At 72.9% G+C, this 18,810-nt stretch carries 17 protein-coding genes; 12 read left to right on the plus strand and 5 right to left on the minus strand.

Annotated elements, in window-relative coordinates:
- Positions 1–28 precede the first annotated feature (28 nt).
- The 3 genes from AB0D31_RS07150 to AB0D31_RS07160 all read left to right on the plus strand — a co-directional run bounded on the left by AB0D31_RS07150 (position 29) and on the right by AB0D31_RS07160 (position 4,510).
- Positions 29–2,020 (plus strand): SpoIIE family protein phosphatase, encoded by a 1,992-nt coding sequence (locus AB0D31_RS07150; protein WP_362718244.1) that lies wholly within the window; start codon positions 29–31, stop codon positions 2,018–2,020.
- 265 nt (positions 2,021–2,285) lie between these two features.
- Positions 2,286–3,620, plus strand: coding sequence for a wax ester/triacylglycerol synthase family O-acyltransferase (locus AB0D31_RS07155; protein WP_362718186.1), 1,335 nt, complete (start codon positions 2,286–2,288; stop codon positions 3,618–3,620).
- Between the two features lie 29 nt (positions 3,621–3,649).
- Positions 3,650–4,510: a DNA-formamidopyrimidine glycosylase family protein gene (locus AB0D31_RS07160; protein WP_362718189.1), complete on the plus strand. Its 861-nt coding sequence runs from the start codon at positions 3,650–3,652 to the stop codon at positions 4,508–4,510.
- Positions 4,511–4,619: 109 nt separating this feature from the next.
- Here the strand turns inward: AB0D31_RS07160 and AB0D31_RS07165 are convergent, their stop codons facing one another.
- The gene (locus tag AB0D31_RS07165) at positions 4,620–5,240 is read right to left on the minus strand and encodes a zf-HC2 domain-containing protein (RefSeq protein WP_362718192.1); all 621 of its coding nucleotides are present in this window, start codon (positions 5,238–5,240) and stop codon (positions 4,620–4,622) included.
- Between the two features lie 71 nt (positions 5,241–5,311).
- On the opposite strand from AB0D31_RS07165, the gene AB0D31_RS07170 reads away from it, so the two are divergent.
- Genes AB0D31_RS07170 through AB0D31_RS07185 form a run of 4 tightly spaced genes read left to right on the plus strand, consistent with a single transcriptional unit; the run spans position 5,312 to position 9,422 of the window.
- Positions 5,312–6,058, plus strand: coding sequence for a LytTR family DNA-binding domain-containing protein (locus tag AB0D31_RS07170; protein ID WP_362718194.1), 747 nt, complete (start codon positions 5,312–5,314; stop codon positions 6,056–6,058).
- Positions 6,059–6,103: 45 nt separating this feature from the next.
- Positions 6,104–6,526 carry a hypothetical protein gene (locus tag AB0D31_RS07175; RefSeq protein ID WP_362718197.1) on the plus strand — a complete coding sequence of 141 codons (423 nt, stop codon included), beginning with the start codon at positions 6,104–6,106 and terminating at the stop codon, positions 6,524–6,526.
- Positions 6,523–8,199, plus strand: a complete 1,677-nt coding sequence (locus tag AB0D31_RS07180) for a cation acetate symporter (RefSeq protein WP_362718200.1) — start codon at positions 6,523–6,525, stop codon at positions 8,197–8,199. Before AB0D31_RS07175 ends, AB0D31_RS07180 begins: the two co-directional genes overlap by 4 nt.
- On the plus strand, positions 8,196–9,422 hold the full coding sequence (locus AB0D31_RS07185; protein WP_362718203.1) for a histidine kinase: 1,227 nt from the start codon (positions 8,196–8,198) through the stop codon (positions 9,420–9,422). The genes AB0D31_RS07180 and AB0D31_RS07185 overlap by 4 nt, the downstream gene beginning before the upstream one ends.
- 19 nt (positions 9,423–9,441) lie before the next feature.
- Here the strand turns inward: AB0D31_RS07185 and AB0D31_RS07190 are convergent, their stop codons facing one another.
- The gene (locus AB0D31_RS07190; RefSeq protein ID WP_362718205.1) at positions 9,442–9,936 is read right to left on the minus strand and encodes a hypothetical protein; all 495 of its coding nucleotides are present in this window, start codon (positions 9,934–9,936) and stop codon (positions 9,442–9,444) included.
- A gap of 122 nt (positions 9,937–10,058) precedes the next feature.
- Here AB0D31_RS07190 and AB0D31_RS07195 point away from each other — a divergent pair, with 122 nt between their 5' ends.
- Positions 10,059–10,265 carry a zf-HC2 domain-containing protein gene (locus AB0D31_RS07195; protein WP_362718208.1) on the plus strand — a complete coding sequence of 69 codons (207 nt, stop codon included), beginning with the start codon at positions 10,059–10,061 and terminating at the stop codon, positions 10,263–10,265.
- Here AB0D31_RS07195 and AB0D31_RS07200 read toward each other — a convergent pair.
- Positions 10,166–10,789, minus strand: a complete 624-nt coding sequence (locus tag AB0D31_RS07200) for a sigma-70 family RNA polymerase sigma factor (protein ID WP_362718211.1) — start codon at positions 10,787–10,789, stop codon at positions 10,166–10,168. The genes AB0D31_RS07195 and AB0D31_RS07200 overlap by 100 nt on opposite strands.
- Positions 10,790–11,118: 329 nt before the next feature.
- Between AB0D31_RS07200 and AB0D31_RS07205 the strand changes: the two genes are divergently transcribed.
- Complete coding sequence (locus AB0D31_RS07205) at positions 11,119–12,312, plus strand: CapA family protein (protein WP_362718214.1); 1,194 nt, start codon at positions 11,119–11,121, stop codon at positions 12,310–12,312.
- A 44-nt stretch (positions 12,313–12,356) separates the two neighbouring features.
- On the opposite strand, the gene AB0D31_RS07210 is transcribed toward AB0D31_RS07205, so the two are convergent.
- Positions 12,357–12,836 carry a universal stress protein gene (locus AB0D31_RS07210; RefSeq protein WP_362718217.1) on the minus strand — a complete coding sequence of 160 codons (480 nt, stop codon included), beginning with the start codon at positions 12,834–12,836 and terminating at the stop codon, positions 12,357–12,359.
- Between the two features lie 71 nt (positions 12,837–12,907).
- Here AB0D31_RS07210 and lysX point away from each other — a divergent pair, with 71 nt between their 5' ends.
- Positions 12,908–16,177: a bifunctional lysylphosphatidylglycerol synthetase/lysine--tRNA ligase LysX gene (lysX, locus tag AB0D31_RS07215; RefSeq protein WP_362718219.1), complete on the plus strand. Its 3,270-nt coding sequence runs from the start codon at positions 12,908–12,910 to the stop codon at positions 16,175–16,177.
- Between the two features lie 129 nt (positions 16,178–16,306).
- Positions 16,307–17,212 carry a polysaccharide deacetylase family protein gene (locus AB0D31_RS07220; RefSeq protein ID WP_362718220.1) on the plus strand — a complete coding sequence of 302 codons (906 nt, stop codon included), beginning with the start codon at positions 16,307–16,309 and terminating at the stop codon, positions 17,210–17,212.
- 58 nt (positions 17,213–17,270) lie between these two features.
- Here AB0D31_RS07220 and AB0D31_RS07225 read toward each other — a convergent pair whose 3' ends face one another.
- The gene (locus AB0D31_RS07225) at positions 17,271–17,930 is read right to left on the minus strand and encodes a class F sortase (RefSeq protein ID WP_362718223.1); all 660 of its coding nucleotides are present in this window, start codon (positions 17,928–17,930) and stop codon (positions 17,271–17,273) included.
- Positions 17,931–18,259: 329 nt separating this feature from the next.
- Between AB0D31_RS07225 and AB0D31_RS07230 the strand changes: the two genes are divergently transcribed.
- Positions 18,260–18,748, plus strand: coding sequence for a hypothetical protein (locus AB0D31_RS07230; protein ID WP_362718226.1), 489 nt, complete (start codon positions 18,260–18,262; stop codon positions 18,746–18,748).
- Positions 18,749–18,810: the final 62 nt, after the last annotated feature.

The following is an 18,810-nucleotide window of genomic DNA, read 5'->3' on the forward strand; positions in this document are numbered from 1 at the left end:
CCTTCACTCGTACGGCCCAGACCTGCGGATGGGCAGCTTCGACTGGGACCTGGTCGGCGGCCTCATGCACATGGACGAACCCGCGCTCGGCGTGTTCGACCTGCGCCCCGACGAATACGACAACCGGCCCGAGACGCTATCCGCCCGGGTGCCGCCCGCCGAGGCCCTGAGGCTCGACGCGCTGGTGTCGCAGGCGCTCAAGAACGGCAGTGTCAACTACGGCGTGTACTTCCGCGTCCGCCGCCGCGACGGCAGCCTGCAGTGGACCCACACCCAGGGCTTCGTACGCCGCGACGAGACCGGTCGTCCGCTGCGCATCATCGGCATCGTCCGTGACGCCGCCCAGGAGCTCGCCGACGCGACCGCCCGGGTCGGCCTCGACGACGAACGGCGCCGCACCACCAGCGTCGTGGAGGCCACCACGGCCGCCCTCGCGCACGCCAGGACCGTCAAGGACGTCATCGACGTCATGAAGGACTCCCGCGGCCCCGAGTACCTGGGCGCCACCAGCCTGGTGATGGGGCTGCTCGAAGCGGGCCGCATCCATCTCATCGCGGAGGGCCCGGAGGACAGCTTCGTGCCGGGCACACGGTGGACCCGGGTCGACGAGCAATACCCGATGAGCGAGGTCGTTCGGACCCTCGCGCCCCGGTTCATCGAGTCGCCGCAGGACTTCGCCGAGTCCTATCCCGGCCTGTGGCCCAACATCAGCGGCCTCGGCATCACCTCCGCCGCCTATCTGCCGCTGATCGCCCAGGCCCGCCCGATCGGCGCGATCGGCCTGCTCTACGGCGACAAGCGCGGGTTCAGCAGTGAGGAGCGCAACCTCCTTGTGGCGCTGGGCAGTTCGATCGCCCAGTCCCTCCAGCGCGCCATGCTGTACGAGCAGGAGCACGACCTCGCCGAGGGGCTCCAGCAGGCGATGCTGCCACGCCGCATCCCCGACGTGCCGGGCGCCCGGCTCGCGGTTCGCTACCGCTCCGCCCGCCTCGGCCGGGACATCGGCGGCGACTGGTACGACGTGGTGCCGCTGCCCGGCGGCCGGGTCGGCGTGGCCATCGGCGACGTCCAGGGACACGACACGCACGCCGCGGCCGTCATGGGCCAGCTGCGCATCGTGCTGCGCGCGTACGCGGCCGAGGGCCACTCCCCGGCCACGGTGATCGCACGCGCCTCGGTCTTCCTGCACGAGCTGGACACCGACCGCTTCGCGACCTGTACGTACGCGGAGGCCGACCTCGGCACCGGTGTGCTCCAGATCGTGCGCGCCGGGCACGTCGACCCGCTGGTGCGCCTGCCGGACGGCACCTGCCGCAGACTGCCGGTGGAGGGCGGCCTCCCGCTGGGGCTCTCGGCCGAGTTCGGGCGGCTCGAGTACCCCGTCTCGACGGTCGAACTCGACCCGGGCCACACCCTGTTGCTCTACACCGACGGCCTCGTGGAGCAGCCGGGCACCGACCTCGACGACGGAATGCAGCTCCTGGCGTCGCTGGTCCGCACGGGGCCCGAGGAGCTGGAGGCGCTCGCGGACCGGCTCTGCGACGTGGTCGACGAGCGGGCGGGGGACGACGACGTGGCGTTGCTGCTCCTGCGCCGCAACGTCACGGAAGTGCCGCAGGGCGGCGGCAGGCTGCGCCAGCACGTGGCGCAGAACGATCCCGAGGCGCTCAGTTCCTCCCGGCACATGATCCGCGCGGCGGTGCGCGCCTGGGGCGCCCGCGAGCGGTCCGACGAGATCGAACTCGCCGCCGACGAGCTCATCACCAACGCCCTCATGCACACCGACGGCGGCGCGATCGTCACCATCCGGGCCCTGTCGGGTCCCGAACGCAGGCTCCGCGTCGAGGTCGAGGACCGCTCCAGCGCCCTGCCCCGACGCCGCGAGGCCGGCGCGTCCGGAGTGTCGGGGCGCGGCCTGATGCTGGTGGACCGACTCGCCGACGTGTGGGGCGTGGAGTCGCGCGGCAGCGGCAAGTGCGTGTGGTGCGAGTTCGTCGTCCCGGAACACGGCTCCCGCTGACCCGAGGCGCTCGGGGGCCCGATCGGCCGACAGGGGGGCGGCGAGGGCGGCGGCTCCACGTGGGCGGGCCGGGCGCTGAGCTGGACGGGCGGCAACCGCGGAATCCGATGGTGGACACCCGACGGCGGAAACCGATCAATACGCGACGGTAACCAAACGTAACGAGTGATTACTTGACCGTAACCGTTCGCGAGGGTTTGACTGCTGATCCTGTACGGGCGTCACCGTCGCCGCCCCACCCGCCTCCGAGTGACACGAGGACCCCTTGAGCTGTGAGCTGCTGGCCCCTCTCGATCTGGCGTTCTGGCACCTCGAATCGGCGGAACACCCCATGCATCTGGGGGCGCTGGCCCACTTCGATCCGCTCCCCGGCACCCGCGGCGAGGCGATCCTCGACCTTCTCGCGGTGCGCGCCGCGGCCATCCCGCGGCTCCGGATGCGGGTACGCGGTGTATGGCTGCCCGTCGGGGGCGCGGCCTGGGTCGCCGACGAGGACTTCGACGTACACCGGCACGTCGGAGCGGTCCGGCTTCCCGCGGGCGACTTCGCCGCCGAAGCCGCCCGCGCGGCAGGGGAGTTGATGGAGTGCCCCCTGGAGCGCGGGCTGCCGCCCTGGCGGATGTACGTCCTGACCGGCGAGCGGGACGGGGAGTTCGCGGTCCTGGTGAAGCTGCATCACGCGCTCGCCGACGGGATGCGCGCGGTCGCCATCGGCGCGGGCATCCTCGACCAGCTCGCCCCGCCCACCGCCCGGCGCCGCCACCCCGCGCCGCCCCGCTCCCGGCTGCCGGGCCCGCGCCAGGTCGCCGGGTTCGCCCGGGACCGGGTCGGCGAGCTCACCCGCGCCGTGGACATCGGCGCCTCCGTGCTCCGGGCCGGCCGGCTCGGCCTCGGCTCCGACTCCGCGCTCACCGCCCGCTCCAGCGGCACCCGCCGCCTCGCCACGGCGGTCCTCGACCATGACGACGTGCAGCGCGTCCGCAGGGCCGAGGGCGGCACCGCCAACGATGTACTCCTCGCCGTCGTCGCGGGCGGACTGCGCCGCTGGCTTCTGGAGCGCGACGCACGACTCCCCGGCGCCGAGCCGCGCGCCCTCGTCCCCGTCTCGCGCCGCCGCCCCGGCGCCCCGGCCGGCTCAGGCAACCGGCTCTCCGCCTATCTGCTCGGGCTGCCGGTCGCCGAGCCCGACCCGCTGGCCCGGCTCGCCGCGGTGCGCGCCGCGATGGACCGCAACAAGGCGGCGGGGCCGGGGCGCGGCGCGGGCGCCGTTGCCCTGCTCGCCGACCAACTCCCGCCGCTGGCCCACCGGTTCGGGGCGCCCCTCGCCGGCAACGCGGCCCGGATCCTCTTCGACGTCCTCGTCATCAGCGTGCCGCTGCCCCGCACACGGCTCTCGCTCGGCGGCTGCCCCCTGCGCGCGCTCTACCCGATGGCGCCGCTCGCCCGCGGCCAGTCCCTGGCGATCGCGCTGTCCACGTACGGTGGCCGCGTCCACATCGGTCTGGTCGCCGACGGCAAGGCCGTGCCCGACCTCGACCGGCTCGCCGACTCCTTCGGACAGGACCTGGCGGAGCTCCTCGGGGCGAGCGCGGCTCGCTGAGCGCGCCCGGCCGGGGCACCCTGGTAGGTATGCCGGAACTGCCCGAAGTCGAGGCCCTGCGGGACTTCCTCTCCGACCACCTGGTCGGACAGGAGATCGCGGGCGCCCTGCCCGTCGCGATCAGCGTCCTGAAGACGTACGACCCGCCCTGGAGCGACCTTGCCGGGCGCACCGTCACCGGGGTCGCACGGCACGGCAAGTTCCTCGACATCGACGCCGAGGGTCTGCATCTGTGCGTCCACCTCGCCCGCGCGGGGTGGCTGCGCTGGCACGACACCATGCCCACCACCCCGCCGAAGCCCGGCAAGGGCCCGCTCGCCCTGCGCGTCACGCTCACCGGGGGCGCGGGCTTCGACCTCACCGAGGCGGGCACCCGCAAGAGCCTCGCCGCCTACCTGGTCCACGATCCGTCCGAGGTCCCCGGCATCGCCCGGCTCGGCCCCGACCCCCTGGCCCCCGGCTTCGGCCGCGAGGAGTTCGCCGCCCTGTTCGCGGGGGAGCGGCGCCAGCTCAAGGGTGCCCTGCGCGACCAGTCCCTCATCGCCGGGATCGGTAACGCGTACAGCGACGAGATCCTGCACGCCGCCAAGATGTCGCCCTTCAAACCGGTCGCCCACCTCACCGACGACGAGATCACCACGCTGTACGAGGCGATGCGCGCCACCCTCACCGAGGCCGTCGAGCGCTCCCAGGGCGTGGCGGCGGGCCGCCTCAAGGCGGAGAAGAAGAGCGGGCTGCGCGTACACGGCAGGACGGGAGAGCCGTGCCCGGTCTGCGGGGACACCGTGCGCGAGGTGTCGTTCGCCGACTCCTCGCTCCAGTACTGCGCCACCTGCCAGACCGACGGCAAGATCCTCGCCGACCGCCGCACGTCGAAATTCCTCAAGTAGCGCGGCCGACCGCCGCACGGCGAAGTTCCTGAAGTAGCGCGGCCGACCGCCGCACGCGAAGTTCCTCAAGCGGCGCGGCCGCACGGCTACAGGCCCGGCCGAGCGCCGCTCACCCCGGGGTGAGCGTCGCGAGCCGTGCCCCGCCCGCCGCCCGCACCTCGAACCGGGCGATCGCCTCCCGGGGGAGAGCCGCCGCGCCCCGCATCCGCACCGGACCGTCGCCCCGCCCGGCCCACGTCGCCACCGTCTGCTCCGTCCCGTCCCGGCCCACCGCGACCAACGTGCACGTCTGTGGCGCCGCGCCCGCGAGGGCGAGATCCACATCCGTGCCCCATTCATGAGCCCCGGTCAGCAGGGACGCCGTCACGCCGGGCGCATGCGAGACCACCCGCCACCGCGGCGCCGAGGGCGCCACCACCGCGCCGACCCCGCCCGCGATCAGCGCCGCCGCCGCGGCCACCAGGCCGATCCGCAACGCACGCCCCCGCCGGCGCCGCCTCGCCACCACCCCCAGCATCCGGTGCAGCACCACCGGGTCGACGGGAGCGGCCGGCGCCGCCTCCTGCGCCGCGTACGCGGCGAGCAGCGCCGTCACGCCGCCGAACTCGGCGAGCAGCGCCCCGCACGGGACGCATCCGGCGAGGTGCTCCTCGAAGCGGAAGGCGTCGGCGGCGCCCAGCACACCGAGGGCGTAGGCCCCGGCGTCCCGGTGGATCTGCGGCGAACTCATGCCGTCAGGTACGGAGAAACCATGCCGAACACTCAAGACACACCGGCGCCGGGCCCCTAAACTCCGGCCCCATGCTGCGCGTACTGGCGGTCGACGACGAAGCCCCCGCCCTCGAAGAGCTGCTCTACCTCCTGCGCTCCGACCCCCGCGTCCACCGCGCCGAAGGCGCCACCGGAGCCACCGACGCCCTGCGGCTGATCGGCGCGGCCCTGGACGCGGGGGAGGAGGGCGAGCGCGGCGTGGACGTGGTCTTCCTCGACATCCACATGGCCGGGCTCACCGGCCTTGACATCGCCCGCCTGCTCGCCGGGTTCGCCCGGCCGCCCCTGATCGTCTTCGTCACCGCGCACGAGGGCTTCGCCGTACGGGCCTTCGACCTGAAGGCCGTCGACTACGTCCTCAAACCGGTCCGCAGGGAACGCCTGGCCGAAGCGGTCCGCCGGGTCGCCGAACTCGTCGGCGACCGCGCCGCCCCGGTGCAGGAACCCGACCAGATACCCGTCGAACTCGGCGGCGTCACCCGCTTCCTGCCCATCGACGACATCGCGTACGCCGAGGCGCAGGGCGACTACGCCCGGCTGCACACCGCCCGCGGCAGCCATCTCGTACGGATCCCGCTCTCCACCCTGGAGGAACGCTGGCGCAGCCGGGGGTTCGTCCGGATCCACCGCAGTCATCTCGTCGCGCTCGACCGGATCGACGAACTCCGCCTGGAGGCGGGCGGCATGAGCGTGCGGGTCGGCGACGCCGAACTCCCCGTCAGCCGCCGCCACGCCCGCACCGTGCGCGACCGCCTCCTGCGGCGCGCTCCCCACTGACCTGGCCCTTTCGCGATCGGCCGGACGCTGCGTACACTCCGCGCCATGTCCGGGGAGCAGGCGGCGCGACGCGAGACGGTCACGGGGGAGCCGAGGAGGGTCCGCCCGCTGCCGCGCCACCGCGCCCAGTCCGAGATCGACGAGCAGACCGCGCTCGGCGGTGCGTACGTACGCTCTCTGATGCGCAGTCAACTCCGGGCGGCACTCGGCGGGTTCGCGGTCCTCGCGCTGACCGTCGCGACGCTGCCCCTGGCCCTCCGCGCCCTCGACGACGACGCGGTCACCTGGTGGGTGCTCGGCTTTGCCCTCTACCCACCGCTCGGCCTCATCGCCTGGTGGTACGTACGGACCGCCGAGCGCAACGAACGGGACTTCACCCACCTGATAGCGGACCGACCCACGGAGGGCCGCCCGGCGGTAGCCCGCCCCGCCGTAGGCCGTGCGACGCAGGGCCGATCCGCCCCGTGAGCCAGACGTACGCCGTGGTGGCGGTGGCCGCCGTCGTGCTCGCCACCGTCCTCGTCGGCGGGTTCGGCCTGCGTCTGTCCCGCACCACGTCCGACTTCTACGTCGCCTCCCGCACGGTCGGCCCCGCCCTCAACGCGGCCGCCATCAGCGGCGAATACCTCTCCGCCGCCTCCTTCCTCGGCATCGCGGGCCTCGTCCTGGTCCAGGGCCCGGACATGCTCTGGTACCCGGTCGGCTACACCGCCGGCTACCTCGTGCTGCTGCTGTTCGTCGCGGCCCCGCTGCGCCGCTCGGGCGCGTACACCCTGCCCGACTTCGCCGAGGGGCGGCTCCAATCGCGCGCCGTACGCCGTCTGGTCAGCGTGTTCGTGGTCGGCGCGGGCTGGCTGTACCTGGTGCCCCAGCTCCAGGGCGCCGGGCTGACGTTGAAGATCCTCACCGGAGCGCCGGGCTGGCTCGGGCCGGTGCTCGTCGCCGGAGTCGTGGTCCTCGCGGTCGCCGCCGGAGGCATGCGCTCCATCACCTTCGTGCAGGCCTTCCAGTACTGGCTGAAGCTGACCGCGCTGCTCATCCCCGTGTTCTTCCTGGTCATCGCCTGGCGCGGCGACGGCGCCCCGCGCCCCGTCTACGACGAACCCGCCGCCCTGCGCCACCAGCACTCCGTCCGCGTCGCCGACCCGCTGACCCTGCGCCTGACCGAGCCGCTGCCGGTGCACGCCAACGGCACCGTGGACGGCCGGAGTTACGACGGCGGGCCGCTGACGCTCGCCATCGGCGAGCACCGCATCGGCGCCGGCACCCGGCTCGACCTGGCCGCCGCGACCCGGGTGCCCGACAGCGCCACGCGCACCGCCCACCCGCTGTACGCCACGTACGGGCTCATCGTGGCGACCTCCCTCGGCACCATGGGACTGCCCCACGTCGTGGTGCGCTTCTACACCAGCCCCGGCGGCCGCGAGGCCCGCCGCGCCACGCTCGTCGTGCTCGCCCTCATCGGCGCGTTCTATCTGCTGCCGCCCGTCTACGGCGCGCTCGGGAGGCTGTACGCACCCGAACTCGCCCTCACCGGTGACGCGGACGCCGCCGTGCTCCTCCTGCCGGAGCGTCTGGTCGGCGGCCCGGGCGGCGAACTCCTCGGCGCGCTGGTCGCGGGCGGCGCCTTCGCCGCGTTCCTGTCGACCGCCTCCGGCCTGACCATGGCGGTCGCCGGCGTCCTCACGCAGGACGTGTTCCCCTCGCGCGGTGTACGTCACTTCCGTCTCGCGGTGCCGCCGGCCATCCTGGTGCCGCTGTGCGGCGCCCTCCTGGTGAGCGCGGTGCCGGTGGCCGACGCCGTCGGCATGGCGTTCGCGGTGTCGGCTTCCTCGTTCTGCCCGCTGCTCGTGCTCGGCATCTGGTGGCGCCGGCTGACCCCGCCGGGCGCGGTCGCGGGACTGCTCGTGGGCGGCGGATCGGCGCTGGTCTGCGTCGCCGCCACCGCACTCGGGGCGGCGCCGCCCGGTTTCGCGAGCGCTCTCCTCGCCTGGCCTGCGGTGTGGTCGGTGCCCCTCGCCTTCCTCACCATGGCCGGGGTTTCCCTTGCGACCCCCGGGCGCATCCCGTCCGGCACCAACGCCGCGATGGCCCGTTTCCACCTGCCGGAGGCGCCGGTCCGCCGAGGAGGTCCCCGATGACGCTTGCCGCGCTGCTCTTCCTCGGCCCGCTCCTCGCCGCGGCGGGGTTCCTGCTCGGCCGGCGCGCGGCACGCCGGGCCCGTACCAGCGATGTGGGCACCCCCGTCGAGCACGCCACCTTCAAGACACTGCACACCGCCTCGCTCGCCGCGCCCCCGCTGCGCGCCGGGCTCACCGCGGAGGCGGCCCGCAAATCCGCCCGCGGACTGCGCTCGCTCCTCGGCACCGACGCGCTCTGCCTCACCGACCGCGACACCATCCTCACCTGGGACGGCGCGGGGGAGCAGCACCACGGGGCCCACGTAATGGAGCAGGTAAGGGCGTTGCTCGACACCGGGCGCGACAGTGCGTTCGCGCTCTCCTGCGACGACCTGGACTGCCCCCTGCGCTGGGCGGTGGCGGTGCCGCTCACCGTGGACGACCGGGTGCTCGGCGCCCTCGTCGCCTACGCGCCCCGCGAGTCGGCCGTCCTGGCGCGCGCCGCGGGCGAGGTCGGCCGCTGGGTCTCGGTCCAGCTGGAACTGGCCGAACTCGACCACTCCCGCACCCGCCTGATCGAAGCCGAGATCAAGGCGCTACGGGCCCAGATCTCCCCGCACTTCATCTTCAACTCCCTCGCCGCGATCGCCTCGTTCGTCCGCACCGACCCCGAGCGCGCCCGTGAACTCCTGCTGGAATTCGCGGACTTCACGCGCTACTCGTTCCGCAGACACGGCGACTTCACCACGCTCTCCGAGGAGCTCCACTGCATCGACCAGTATCTGGAGCTGGTACGCGCACGCTTCGGCGACCGGCTCCGGGTGACCCTGCAAGTCGCCCCCGAGGTCCTGCCGGTCGCCCTGCCGTTCCTCTGCCTCCAGCCGCTGGTCGAGAACGCCGTCAAGCACGGCATAGAGGGCGCGGTCGTCCAGCACCCGGCGGACGTCCTCGACGTCGTACGCGCGGAGAACGCCCCGCTGCGCATCACCATCACCGCCCTGGACGCGGGCAACGAGGCCGAGGTCGTCATCGAGGACGACGGCGCGGGCATGGACCCCGAACGCCTGCGCCGCATCCTGCGCGGCGACGGCGAGCCCTCGGGCGGCATCGGCCTGCTCAATGTCGACGAACGGCTGCGTCAGGTCTACGGCGACGCGTACGGCCTGGTCATCGAGACCGGCGTCGGCGCGGGCATGAAGGTGACGGCCCGCATCCCCAAGTACCGTGCCGGTGTGCACAGTTGAGCGCTGATGTGACGTAACGTCAGAACAAGTGGATGGCCAGGTGGCCGAGCGGAAGGCCCAGTTCCCAGGCCGGTGTCCACACCCGGGGCTCGTCCTCCTCGCGCGTACGCGGATCCACCCCGCCCGGCACCACCGCGTCCAGATCCGCGGCCAGCAGCTCGGTCTCCTCAAGCCACCGCCAGGCAGCCCTGGCCAGCGCCAGATCGGGTCCCGAGTCCTGATCGCGGGCCAGCCGCCCCAGCCGCCCGCAGACCCAGCGCCGCCACGGCCGGCCGGCTGCGGTGAGCGAACTCCACTCCTCCAGGCGGGCCACCACCCGCGCCCCGCCGACCGCCCCGTCCGACAGGAAGATCGTCAGGGCGAGAGCGTGACGCCCGGCCCGGAACTCCAGTGTCGTCGGCGGCATCAGGTCGCCGGTTCTCAGCAGTTCATCCGCGATGTACTCCGCGTACATCCATGCCATCGGCACCACCAGCCCGCCACCGCTGGTCCCGTTGCTTCCCTCCGGACGCATCCTGTCTCGCCTCTTTCATCGACCGTCCCGGCGCTCCCGGGGAGCTCCAGGGAGCATTGAACCGGGGGCGCGTGCCCGCCGTGGCCAGAAGGGCAGGATCCGTCACACGACACGAGGTGCTCATGCATGTGCGGCAGCTGCTCGGCGCCTATGTACTGGGCGCTCTCGCGCCCGGCGAGGACCGCGCCGTCGCCGCGCATCTGCGCCGGTGCGCACCGTGCCGCCGTGCCTATCTGGAGGTCGCCGAAGCACCCTCACTGCTCGCCCTGCTCACCGAGGCGGACCTGGAACCCACCGAGGAGAGCCCTTCGGGGCCTGACGCAGAATAGCCGGGCAGCAGCCGGCCGAGCGCACGCAGCGCGTAGTACGAACGGGACTTGACCGTCCCGGGCGGCACACCGAGCACATCGGCCGCTTCGGTCACGCTGAGGCCGCGGAAATACAACTGCACCAGGACCGCGCGGTGTTCAGGTGTGAGCGACCTCACTGCCGTACGGACGTCGAGGGCGGCGGTACACCGCTCGGTGGGATCGCCGCCCTCCGCCGGCGTCGCGAGCAGTACCTCGTCGCCCACCTCGGCGGGGCGCGCGAGCCGGCCGCGCCGCGCGTCGATGGCGAGGCGCCGGGCGACCGTGAAGAGCCAGGGCCGCATCGAGCTGTACGGCGCATCGAACGCCTCGGGGTGCTGCCAGGCCCGTACCAGTGTCTCCTGCACCAGATCCTCGGCGCGCTGGCGGTCGCCGTAGGTCAGCCCGAGCAGGAACCGCAGCAGCGCCGGGCCGTGCGCACGCTGTAGTTCGGCCAGATCCCGCTCGCGGGCGTAGCGCCGTATCTCCGCGACCGCCGTCGTCACCGTGCACGCCCTTTCCCCGGAACCCCGTCGACCGATCCGTATCCGAGCGCGTACGGGCGGGGGTGGACAGAGCTCGCACCGCACGCTGCGGCAAGCGGTCGAACCGAGCGGCGAGTGGTGCGGCGAGCGGTCCCCGACACGCGGTCCGGGCGCCACCGCAGTGCGTCCATTCCAGCGGTCTTTCGTCGTATCAACGGCTTTTCGGCTTGACCGGCCGGTTCTCGCGGGGTGGATTTCGGACACACACCGCCCCGATCGCACCCGCTCCGCGATCACGCGCCCGCTCGCCCCGCCCCTCGTCTGCCCTCGACCGACGGAGTCCGAAGCCGATGCACCAGCCGACCCCACGCGCCCGACATCGGGCGGCGGCCGTCGCGGCCCTCCTGCTCGCGGCCACCACGGGCTGCTCCGGTGGGCACGACGCCCCGCGGCAGCCCCCGCACGCCCAGCGCTCCCCGGCCTCCGGCGCCGCACCCGCCCAGCATCCCTTCACCCTGGTCGCCACCGGTGACGTCCTGCCGCACGACTCGACGATCCAGCGTGCCAAATCCGATGCGGAGGACGGGAGTTACGACTTCAGACCGATGCTCTCCGGGGTCAAGCCCCTCATCTCGCGGGCCGACCTGGCGATCTGTCACATGGAGACGGTGTACGGCCCGGACGAGGGCCCCTTCACCGGCTACCCGGCGTTCACCTCCCCGCCGCAGGTGGCCGCCGCGCTGAAGGACACCGGGTACGACTCCTGCTCGACGGCGTCCAACCACACCCTGGACGACGGCGCCGACGGGCTCGCCCGCACCCTGAAGGCCTTCGACAAGGCGGGCCTGAAGCACACAGGCTCCGGCCGCACCGCCCAGGAGTCGGCGCGGCCCGCGCTGATGTCGGCCGGCGGCGCGAAGGTCGCCCAGCTCGCGTACACCTACGACACCAACGGCTACCCGATGCCGGACGGGCAGCCGTGGGCGGTCCACCTCATCGACCAGAAGAAGATCATCGCGGATGCCCGGGCGGCCCGCGCCGCCGGCGCCGACGTCGTGGTCGTCAGCCTCCACTGGGGCACCGAATGGCAGACCGAGCCCGACGAGCAGCAGCTCTCCCTCGGCAAGGCGCTCACGGCGTCGAAGACCGGCGGGCGCCCCGACATCGACCTGATCCTCGGCACCCACGCGCACATCCCGCAGCCCTACGAGAAGGTCAACGGGACCTGGATCGTCTACGGGGAGGGCGACCAGATCGCCGGCGAGATGTTCAACGACACGGGCGCGCGGGACGACCGCGGCAACATGAGCTCCATCGCCCGCTTCACCTTCGCCCCGCCGGCCAGGCCCGGCTCACGCTGGGAGGTCAGCAAGGCGGAGTTCATCCCGCAGTGGATCGACGTGGACCGCGGCCGGGTGATGAGCCTGCCCGACGCCCTCGCGAAGGCGCCCGGCAGCGAGGCCTACACCGCGACACAGCAGCAGATCAGCGAGGCGGTCCTGAGCCGCGGCGCGGCCAAGGACGGCCTGAAGATGTCGCGCTGACCCGGCGGGCGGAGCAGATGCTCCGCCACCGGCGGGCGGGCCCGCTACGGCACCACGGTGACCGGCCAGCGGCCCGCCTTGACCAGGCGTACGGCCACCGAACCTATGATGCGGTGGCCCGCCGACTCGGACGCGCCCACCACCACCGCGTCCGCCGTCAGCTCGTCGGCCGCGGTCACCAGGCCGGAGTAGGGGTCGCCGCGGAAGGTGTGGAATTCCCAGCGGACGTCCCAGATCTCCCGCACCCGCTCCGCCCCGGCCCTGATCTCGGCGACCAGGCCCTCGGCGATCTCCTCGGTGGTGTCGGCGACGGGCGCGCCGAGCGCGGCACCCGCCGGGAGCACGGGCTGGACGTACACGAGGGCGAGCATCGCATTCTGGCGCCGGGCCAGACCACTGGCGTACGCCGCCGCTCTGAGTGAGGAATCCGAGCCGTCCACGCCGGCGACGATCACCTTCGGACCGTCGGTGCCGCGTTCGAAGCGCTGGGACTCGGGGTGGGGCTGGGGCCGCTGCTCTGTCACACTGTGAGGCTAACCGGCCGGGTGGACGCTCCGACAGGCGGCCCGGCGCCGGTCTCCCTAGAGTGCTGGACATGACTGTGAGCGAGGCGGCGCCGATCCCGTCCAGGACCGGCTTCCTGGGGCGGGTTCCGGAAGGCTTCGCGATGTTCTTCGGCGCGCTCGGGCTGTTCTGCGCCGTCATCGCGCTCATCCCCCCGCTGCGCAGAGGGCTCCATCCGATCTCCTGGTTCTTCGACCGGGTCACGGTGCCGGTCAGCGCCAACCTCGCCTACGCCGTCTTCCTGCTGCTGCTCGCGGCCGCGATCGGGGCCCGCAAGAAGGTCGCCTGGTGGCTGGTGGTCATCTACCTGGGCCTGCTGTTCCTGCTCGACGTACTGCTCGTCTCCGTCACCGAATGGGCGTGGATCCCCAACGGCGTCTTCTGCGGCGCGGCCCTGGTGATCCTCGTCGTGGCCCGCAAGCAGTTCTACGCGGAGACCCGCAGGGGCGCCTTCCGCCGGGCTCTGGGGGTGCTCTGTCTCGGGCTCGTGGCCGGTGTCCTCGTCGGCTGGGGCCTGGTCGAGCTGTTCCCCGACACCCTGCCGCGCGGCCAGCGCCTGCTGTGGGCCTCCAACCGCGTCCTCGGCGGTCTCGTCTCCCCGGGCCAGTTCGACGGGAGCCCTCCCCGGCCCCTGTACTTCTTCCTCGGTCTGTTCGGCGCCATCGCCCTGCTGACGGCGGCCTCCACGCTCTTCCGCTCGCAGCGCATGGAAGCCGCCCTGCACGGCGACGAGGAGCCCCGCATCCGGGCCCTGCTCGGCGCCTACGGCCGCCAGGACTCGCTCGGCTACTTCGCGACCCGCCGCGACAAGGCCGTGGTGTTCTCGCCCAACGGCAAGGCCGCCGTCACCTACCGCGTCGAGACGGGCGTGGCGCTCGCCAGCGGCGACCCGGTCGGCGACGCGGGCGCCTGGGGCCCGGCCATCGACGCCTGGCTCGACATCGCCCGCCAGTACGCCTGGGCGCCCGCCGTGATGGGCGCCTCCGAAGAGGGCGCGACCGCCTACGCGCGGCACGGGCTCGGCGCCATCCAGCTCGGCGACGAGGCCATCCTGAACGTCGCCAAGTTCGACCTCGACGGCCGCGACATGCGCGTCACGCGCCAGGCCGTGCGCCGCGTCGAGCGCACCGGTGCCACCACCCGCATCCGCCGCCACTCGGCGCTCAGCGACGAGGAGATGCAGCGCATCGTCGACCGCGCCGACGCCTGGCGCGACACCGAGACCGAGCGCGGCTTCTCGATGGCGCTCGACCGGCTCGGCGACCCCGCCGACGGCGACTGTCTGCTCGTCGAGGCCTTCGACGCCGACGGCGAACTGATCGCGCTGCTCTCCTTCGTGCCGTGGGGTCCCGACGGCATCTCGCTCGACCTGATGCGCCGCGACCGCAGCGCACCCAACGGCGTGATGGAGTTCATGGTCGCCGAAGTGTGCGCCGCCGTACCGAAGTTGGGGGTCCGCAGGATCTCCCTCAACTTCGCGGTGTTCCGCTCGGCCTTCGAGGAGGGCGCCCGCATCGGCGCCGGACCCGTGTTGCGGCTGTGGCGCAGACTGCTGCTCTTCTTCTCCAAGTGGTGGCAGCTCGAAGCCCTCTACCGCTCCAATGTGAAGTACCACCCGCAGTGGTTCCCCCGCTTCCTGTGCTACGGCGACGCGGGCTCGCTGGCCCGGGTCGGCCTCGCCTCCGGCATCGCCGAGGGCTTCGTCTCCGTACCGAGCCTGCGCAAGCTCTGGGGCAAGGGCCGCCCCAAAGGCGTCACCAAGCCCGTCACCACCGCGGGCCTGCCCTCCATCGAGGCGCTCGGGCTCACCGGCATCGGCGCCACCGAAGTGACGGAACGTCAACTCACCGACCAGGAACGGGTACGCCACCGCAAGCTCGACCGGCTACGCGCGGACGGCGCCGAGCCCTACCCCGTCGTCATCGCGGCCCGCACCCACACCCTGGCCCGGCTCAGGGCCGCCGGCGAAGGCCTGGAGGCCACGGTCGCGGGGCGCGTCATGGCCGTACGCGACTTCGGCGGCGTCGTCTTCGCCGTGCTGCGCGACTGGTCCGGCGACCTCCAGGTCGTCCTCACCCGCGAGGGCACGGGCGCCCCCGTCCTCGACCGGTTCACCCACGACGTCGACCTCGGCGACCACATCACCGCCACCGGCACCACCGCCACCACCGAGAAGGGCGAGTTCTCGCTCTTCGCCACCGGCTGGCAGATGACCGCGAAGTGTCTGCGCCCGCTGCCCGACAAGCGGCGCGGCCTCGCCGACCCCGAGGCCCGGGTGCGCCGGCGCTACCTCGACCTCGTGGCGAGCCCAGAGGCCCGCGACGTGGTCCGGCACCGCTCCACCGCCGTCCAGGCGCTGCGCCAGGGCCTGTTGGACCGGGGCTACCTGGAGGTCGAGACGCCGATGCTCCAGCAGATCCACGGCGGCGCCAACGCCCGCCCCTTCACCACCCACATCAACGCCTACGACCTCGACCTCTATCTGCGCATCGCGCCCGAGCTGTACCTCAAACGGCTCTGCGTCGGCGGCGTGGAGAAGGTCTTCGAGATGGGCCGCACCTTCCGCAACGAGGGCGTCTCCTACAAGCACAACCCCGAGTTCACGATGTTGGAGGCCTACCAGGCCTTCGCCGACTACGACATGATGCTCGACCTCACCCGCGAACTGATCCAGGGCGCCGCCACCGCCGCCTTCGGCGCCCCGCTCGCCCGCAAGGCCGGCCCGGACGGGAAGATCGTCGAGTACGACATCTCGGGGCCCTGGCCCGTCAAGACGCTGTACGGGGCGGTCTCCGACGCGCTCGGCGAGGAGATCGGCGCCGACACCGACGAGCAGGCGCTGCGCCGGCTCTGCGACCGGGCCGGGGTGCCGCACACCCCGGAGAGCACGCGCGGTGACGTCGTCCTGGAAATGTATGAGCGGCTCGTCGAGGAGAAGACCCAGCTGCCCACCTTCTACAAGGACTTCCCCACCGAGGTCTCCCCGCTGACTCGCCAGCACCGCACCGACCCGCGGCTCGCCGAACGCTGGGACCTCGTCGCGTTCGGCACCGAACTGGGCACCGCCTACTCGGAGTTGACCGACCCGGTCGAGCAGCGCCGCAGGCTCACCGCGCAGTCGCTGCTCGCGGCCGGCGGTGACCCGGAGGCGATGGAGATCGACGAGGACTTCCTCGACGCGCTCGAATACGCGATGCCGCCCACCGGTGGCCTCGGCATCGGCGTGGACCGGCTCGTCATGTTCCTCACCGGCCTCACCATTCGCGAGACCCTGCCCTTCCCGCTGGTCCGCCGTAGCTGAGCCGGATCGGGAGCGGTACCGCCGGATGACTCCATTCGTGCTGGTGACGCGCGGGTGCTGACGTTTCGCAGGCCCCGCCACGGCGGGCAGGTCCTAATCTGCCGCCATGACGAACAAAAGCCGCATGTCATGAAAAGGGATCAGATGGTCCCCAGTCGGCGGACACTGCTCCGTGTCACCGCCTGCCTCGGAGCCGCCGCCGCGGTCCGCATGCTGACCGCCGAGGACACCGTCGCCCCCGCGCCCACGCCGCACGCCGCGCCGGCCGCGGGGCCCAAGGCGGCCGGATCCAAGGCGGCCGGATCCAAGGCGGCCGGATCCAACGCCGCCGGGCCCCAGGCCGCGGCCGCCCGGCCACGGGCCGGCGCGTACCGCCTGGAACCCATGACCGCCTACACCCCGCCGCGGTACCACACCGCGCTCCCGCCGGTACGGACCAGACCGTTCCTGAGCATGCCCCAGCTGGGCGCGCACTCCATGGTGCTCACCTTCGACGACGGACCCGATCCGCGCTACACCCCCGGCATCCTGAAGACCCTGCGCCAGCACGACGTACGCGCGGTGTTCTTCCTGTGCGGCGAGATGGCCACCGACAACCGGGACCTGCTGCGCGAGATGCGGGACGACGGGCACGTCGTCGGCAACCACACCTGGACCCACCCCCAGCTCAACAAGACGCCCCCCGCCCGGATCCGCGACGAGATCGGCCGCACCAGCGAGGTCATCGAGCAGACCCTCGGCGAGCCGCCGCAGTGGTTCCGCGCGCCGTACGGGGCGTGGAACCGCAATGTGTTCGAGATCCAGGCCGAGATGGGCATGGAGCCGCTCGCCTGGACCGTCGACACCCTCGACTGGACCACGCCCGGCACCCCCACCATCATCAGCCGGGTCCTCGACGGTGCGGCGCCCGGCGTCGTGGTGCTCTCGCACGACGCGGGCGGCGACCGCTCGCAGAGCGTGGCGGCGCTCCACACCTATCTGCCCGAACTGCTCGCGCAGGGATACCGGTTGAAGGTGCCGCCGCGCCGCAGATGAGCCCCGGCGACGGTGGCCCGCGGGCGGTCCGGCCCCGGCGGCTTCGGGGCTGCCGGGGCTACTTGACCGACACGAGGCGGGCGAAGGCCACCACGTTGCCGTCGTACCCGCGGGCCCTGGAGAAGCCGCCGCCGCATGTGATCACCCGGAGCTCCGGGTGCCCGGTGTCGCCGTACACCCGGGCGCCCGGGAAGGTGGCCTTGGAGAAGACCTCGACGCCGTACACCTCGAACACCGCGGTGTGGCCGTCGAAGCGCTGCACCTCGATGTGGTTGCCCTTCTGGAGCGAGCCGAGGCCGTAGAAGACCGCCGGGCCCTTCATGTTGTCGACGTGGCCGACGATCACCGACGTACCGGGCATGCCCGGGGCCACACCGTTCTGATACCAGCCCGCGAGGTTCGGGTCCTCGGGCGGGGGAGCCTGCACCCAGCCCTGGGCGTCGGTGCCGACGTCCATGACCGGCGCGTCCACGTTGATCGCCTCGATCCGCACGCGGGAGGCCGGGGCGAAGGGCAGCGGCTGCACCGCCGCGGCCGCGGGCGGCGCGGAGGCGGTCCCCGCGCCGCTGGTCAGCGCCGCCGCCGCGGCCGGCTGCGGCGGGCCCATCGTCACATCCGCGCCATTGCGCATCAGCGCGAGGCCGGTGAGCATCACCAGGGCAAGAGCCCCCCACGGGGAACGCCTGCGACGCTCCATGCCGTACTCGTCCTGCGCCATGTCTCTTCGTCAACTCCTTCGCCGTCCACCCTCAGCGCGCCTTCGAGCACCGTAAGGGCGGGGCGGCCACTCGGCGATCGGAGGGCGGCGAACGGGTGCCGTCCAGCGGGCCTGACCCATCCGGGTCATACGGCCCCGAAAATGATCTGACGGTCTGTGACCTGCGGGTCCGTCAGATTCCGGAGCCACTGCGGGGCGCGCGGTTCACCAGGGTGGATGAGCGCCGAAATGCGGCTTGTATGAGCGGCGGTGAGGGTTCGATGTGGGAGGCGTACTCGTCGATCATCCCGGGGCACGGCTCCGGGGCGTCCTCCCATGGAGGTTCAACGATGCGTGCTTCACGCGCTCTAACGGTGGCGCTGGCGGTCGGGGCCGCGGTCGGGTTCGCCGCCCCGGCAGCCGTCGCAGGTGGCCCGCCGTCCGGCGGGCCGACCAGTGTCGAAGTCGACCCCTCCTCGGTCCACCAGGGCGCCACCCTGAGGATCACCGCCAGGGGCTGCCAGAACGGCGGCAGAGTCAGCTCGAACGCCTTCGACGAGGTCCACCTGTCGTCGGGCGACATCAACTACGCGACCGCCCGGATCCACGACCACACGACGCCCGGCAACTACAGCCTGGCCGTCAAGTGCAACGACAACGACCGGGTCGCGACCCGCAGCTTCCGCGTCCTCGAAGGGCGCGGCGCGGACGGCGGCCTCGGCGGCGCCGCGGGCCCGACCGACACCGAGATGGCGATCGGCGGCGGCCTCGCCGGCACCGCCGCGATCGGCGGCGCGCTGTTCCTCGCCCGCCGTCGCCGCGTAGGCGTACGGGTCTGACCGGACGAACCTCCCGGAAGGACCCCAACGATCCGTCGCCCCCGAGTCCTGGCCAGGACTCG

It is taken from the genome of Streptomyces sp. NPDC048361, assembly GCF_040651795.1.
Taxonomy (GTDB): domain Bacteria; phylum Actinomycetota; class Actinomycetes; order Streptomycetales; family Streptomycetaceae; genus Streptomyces.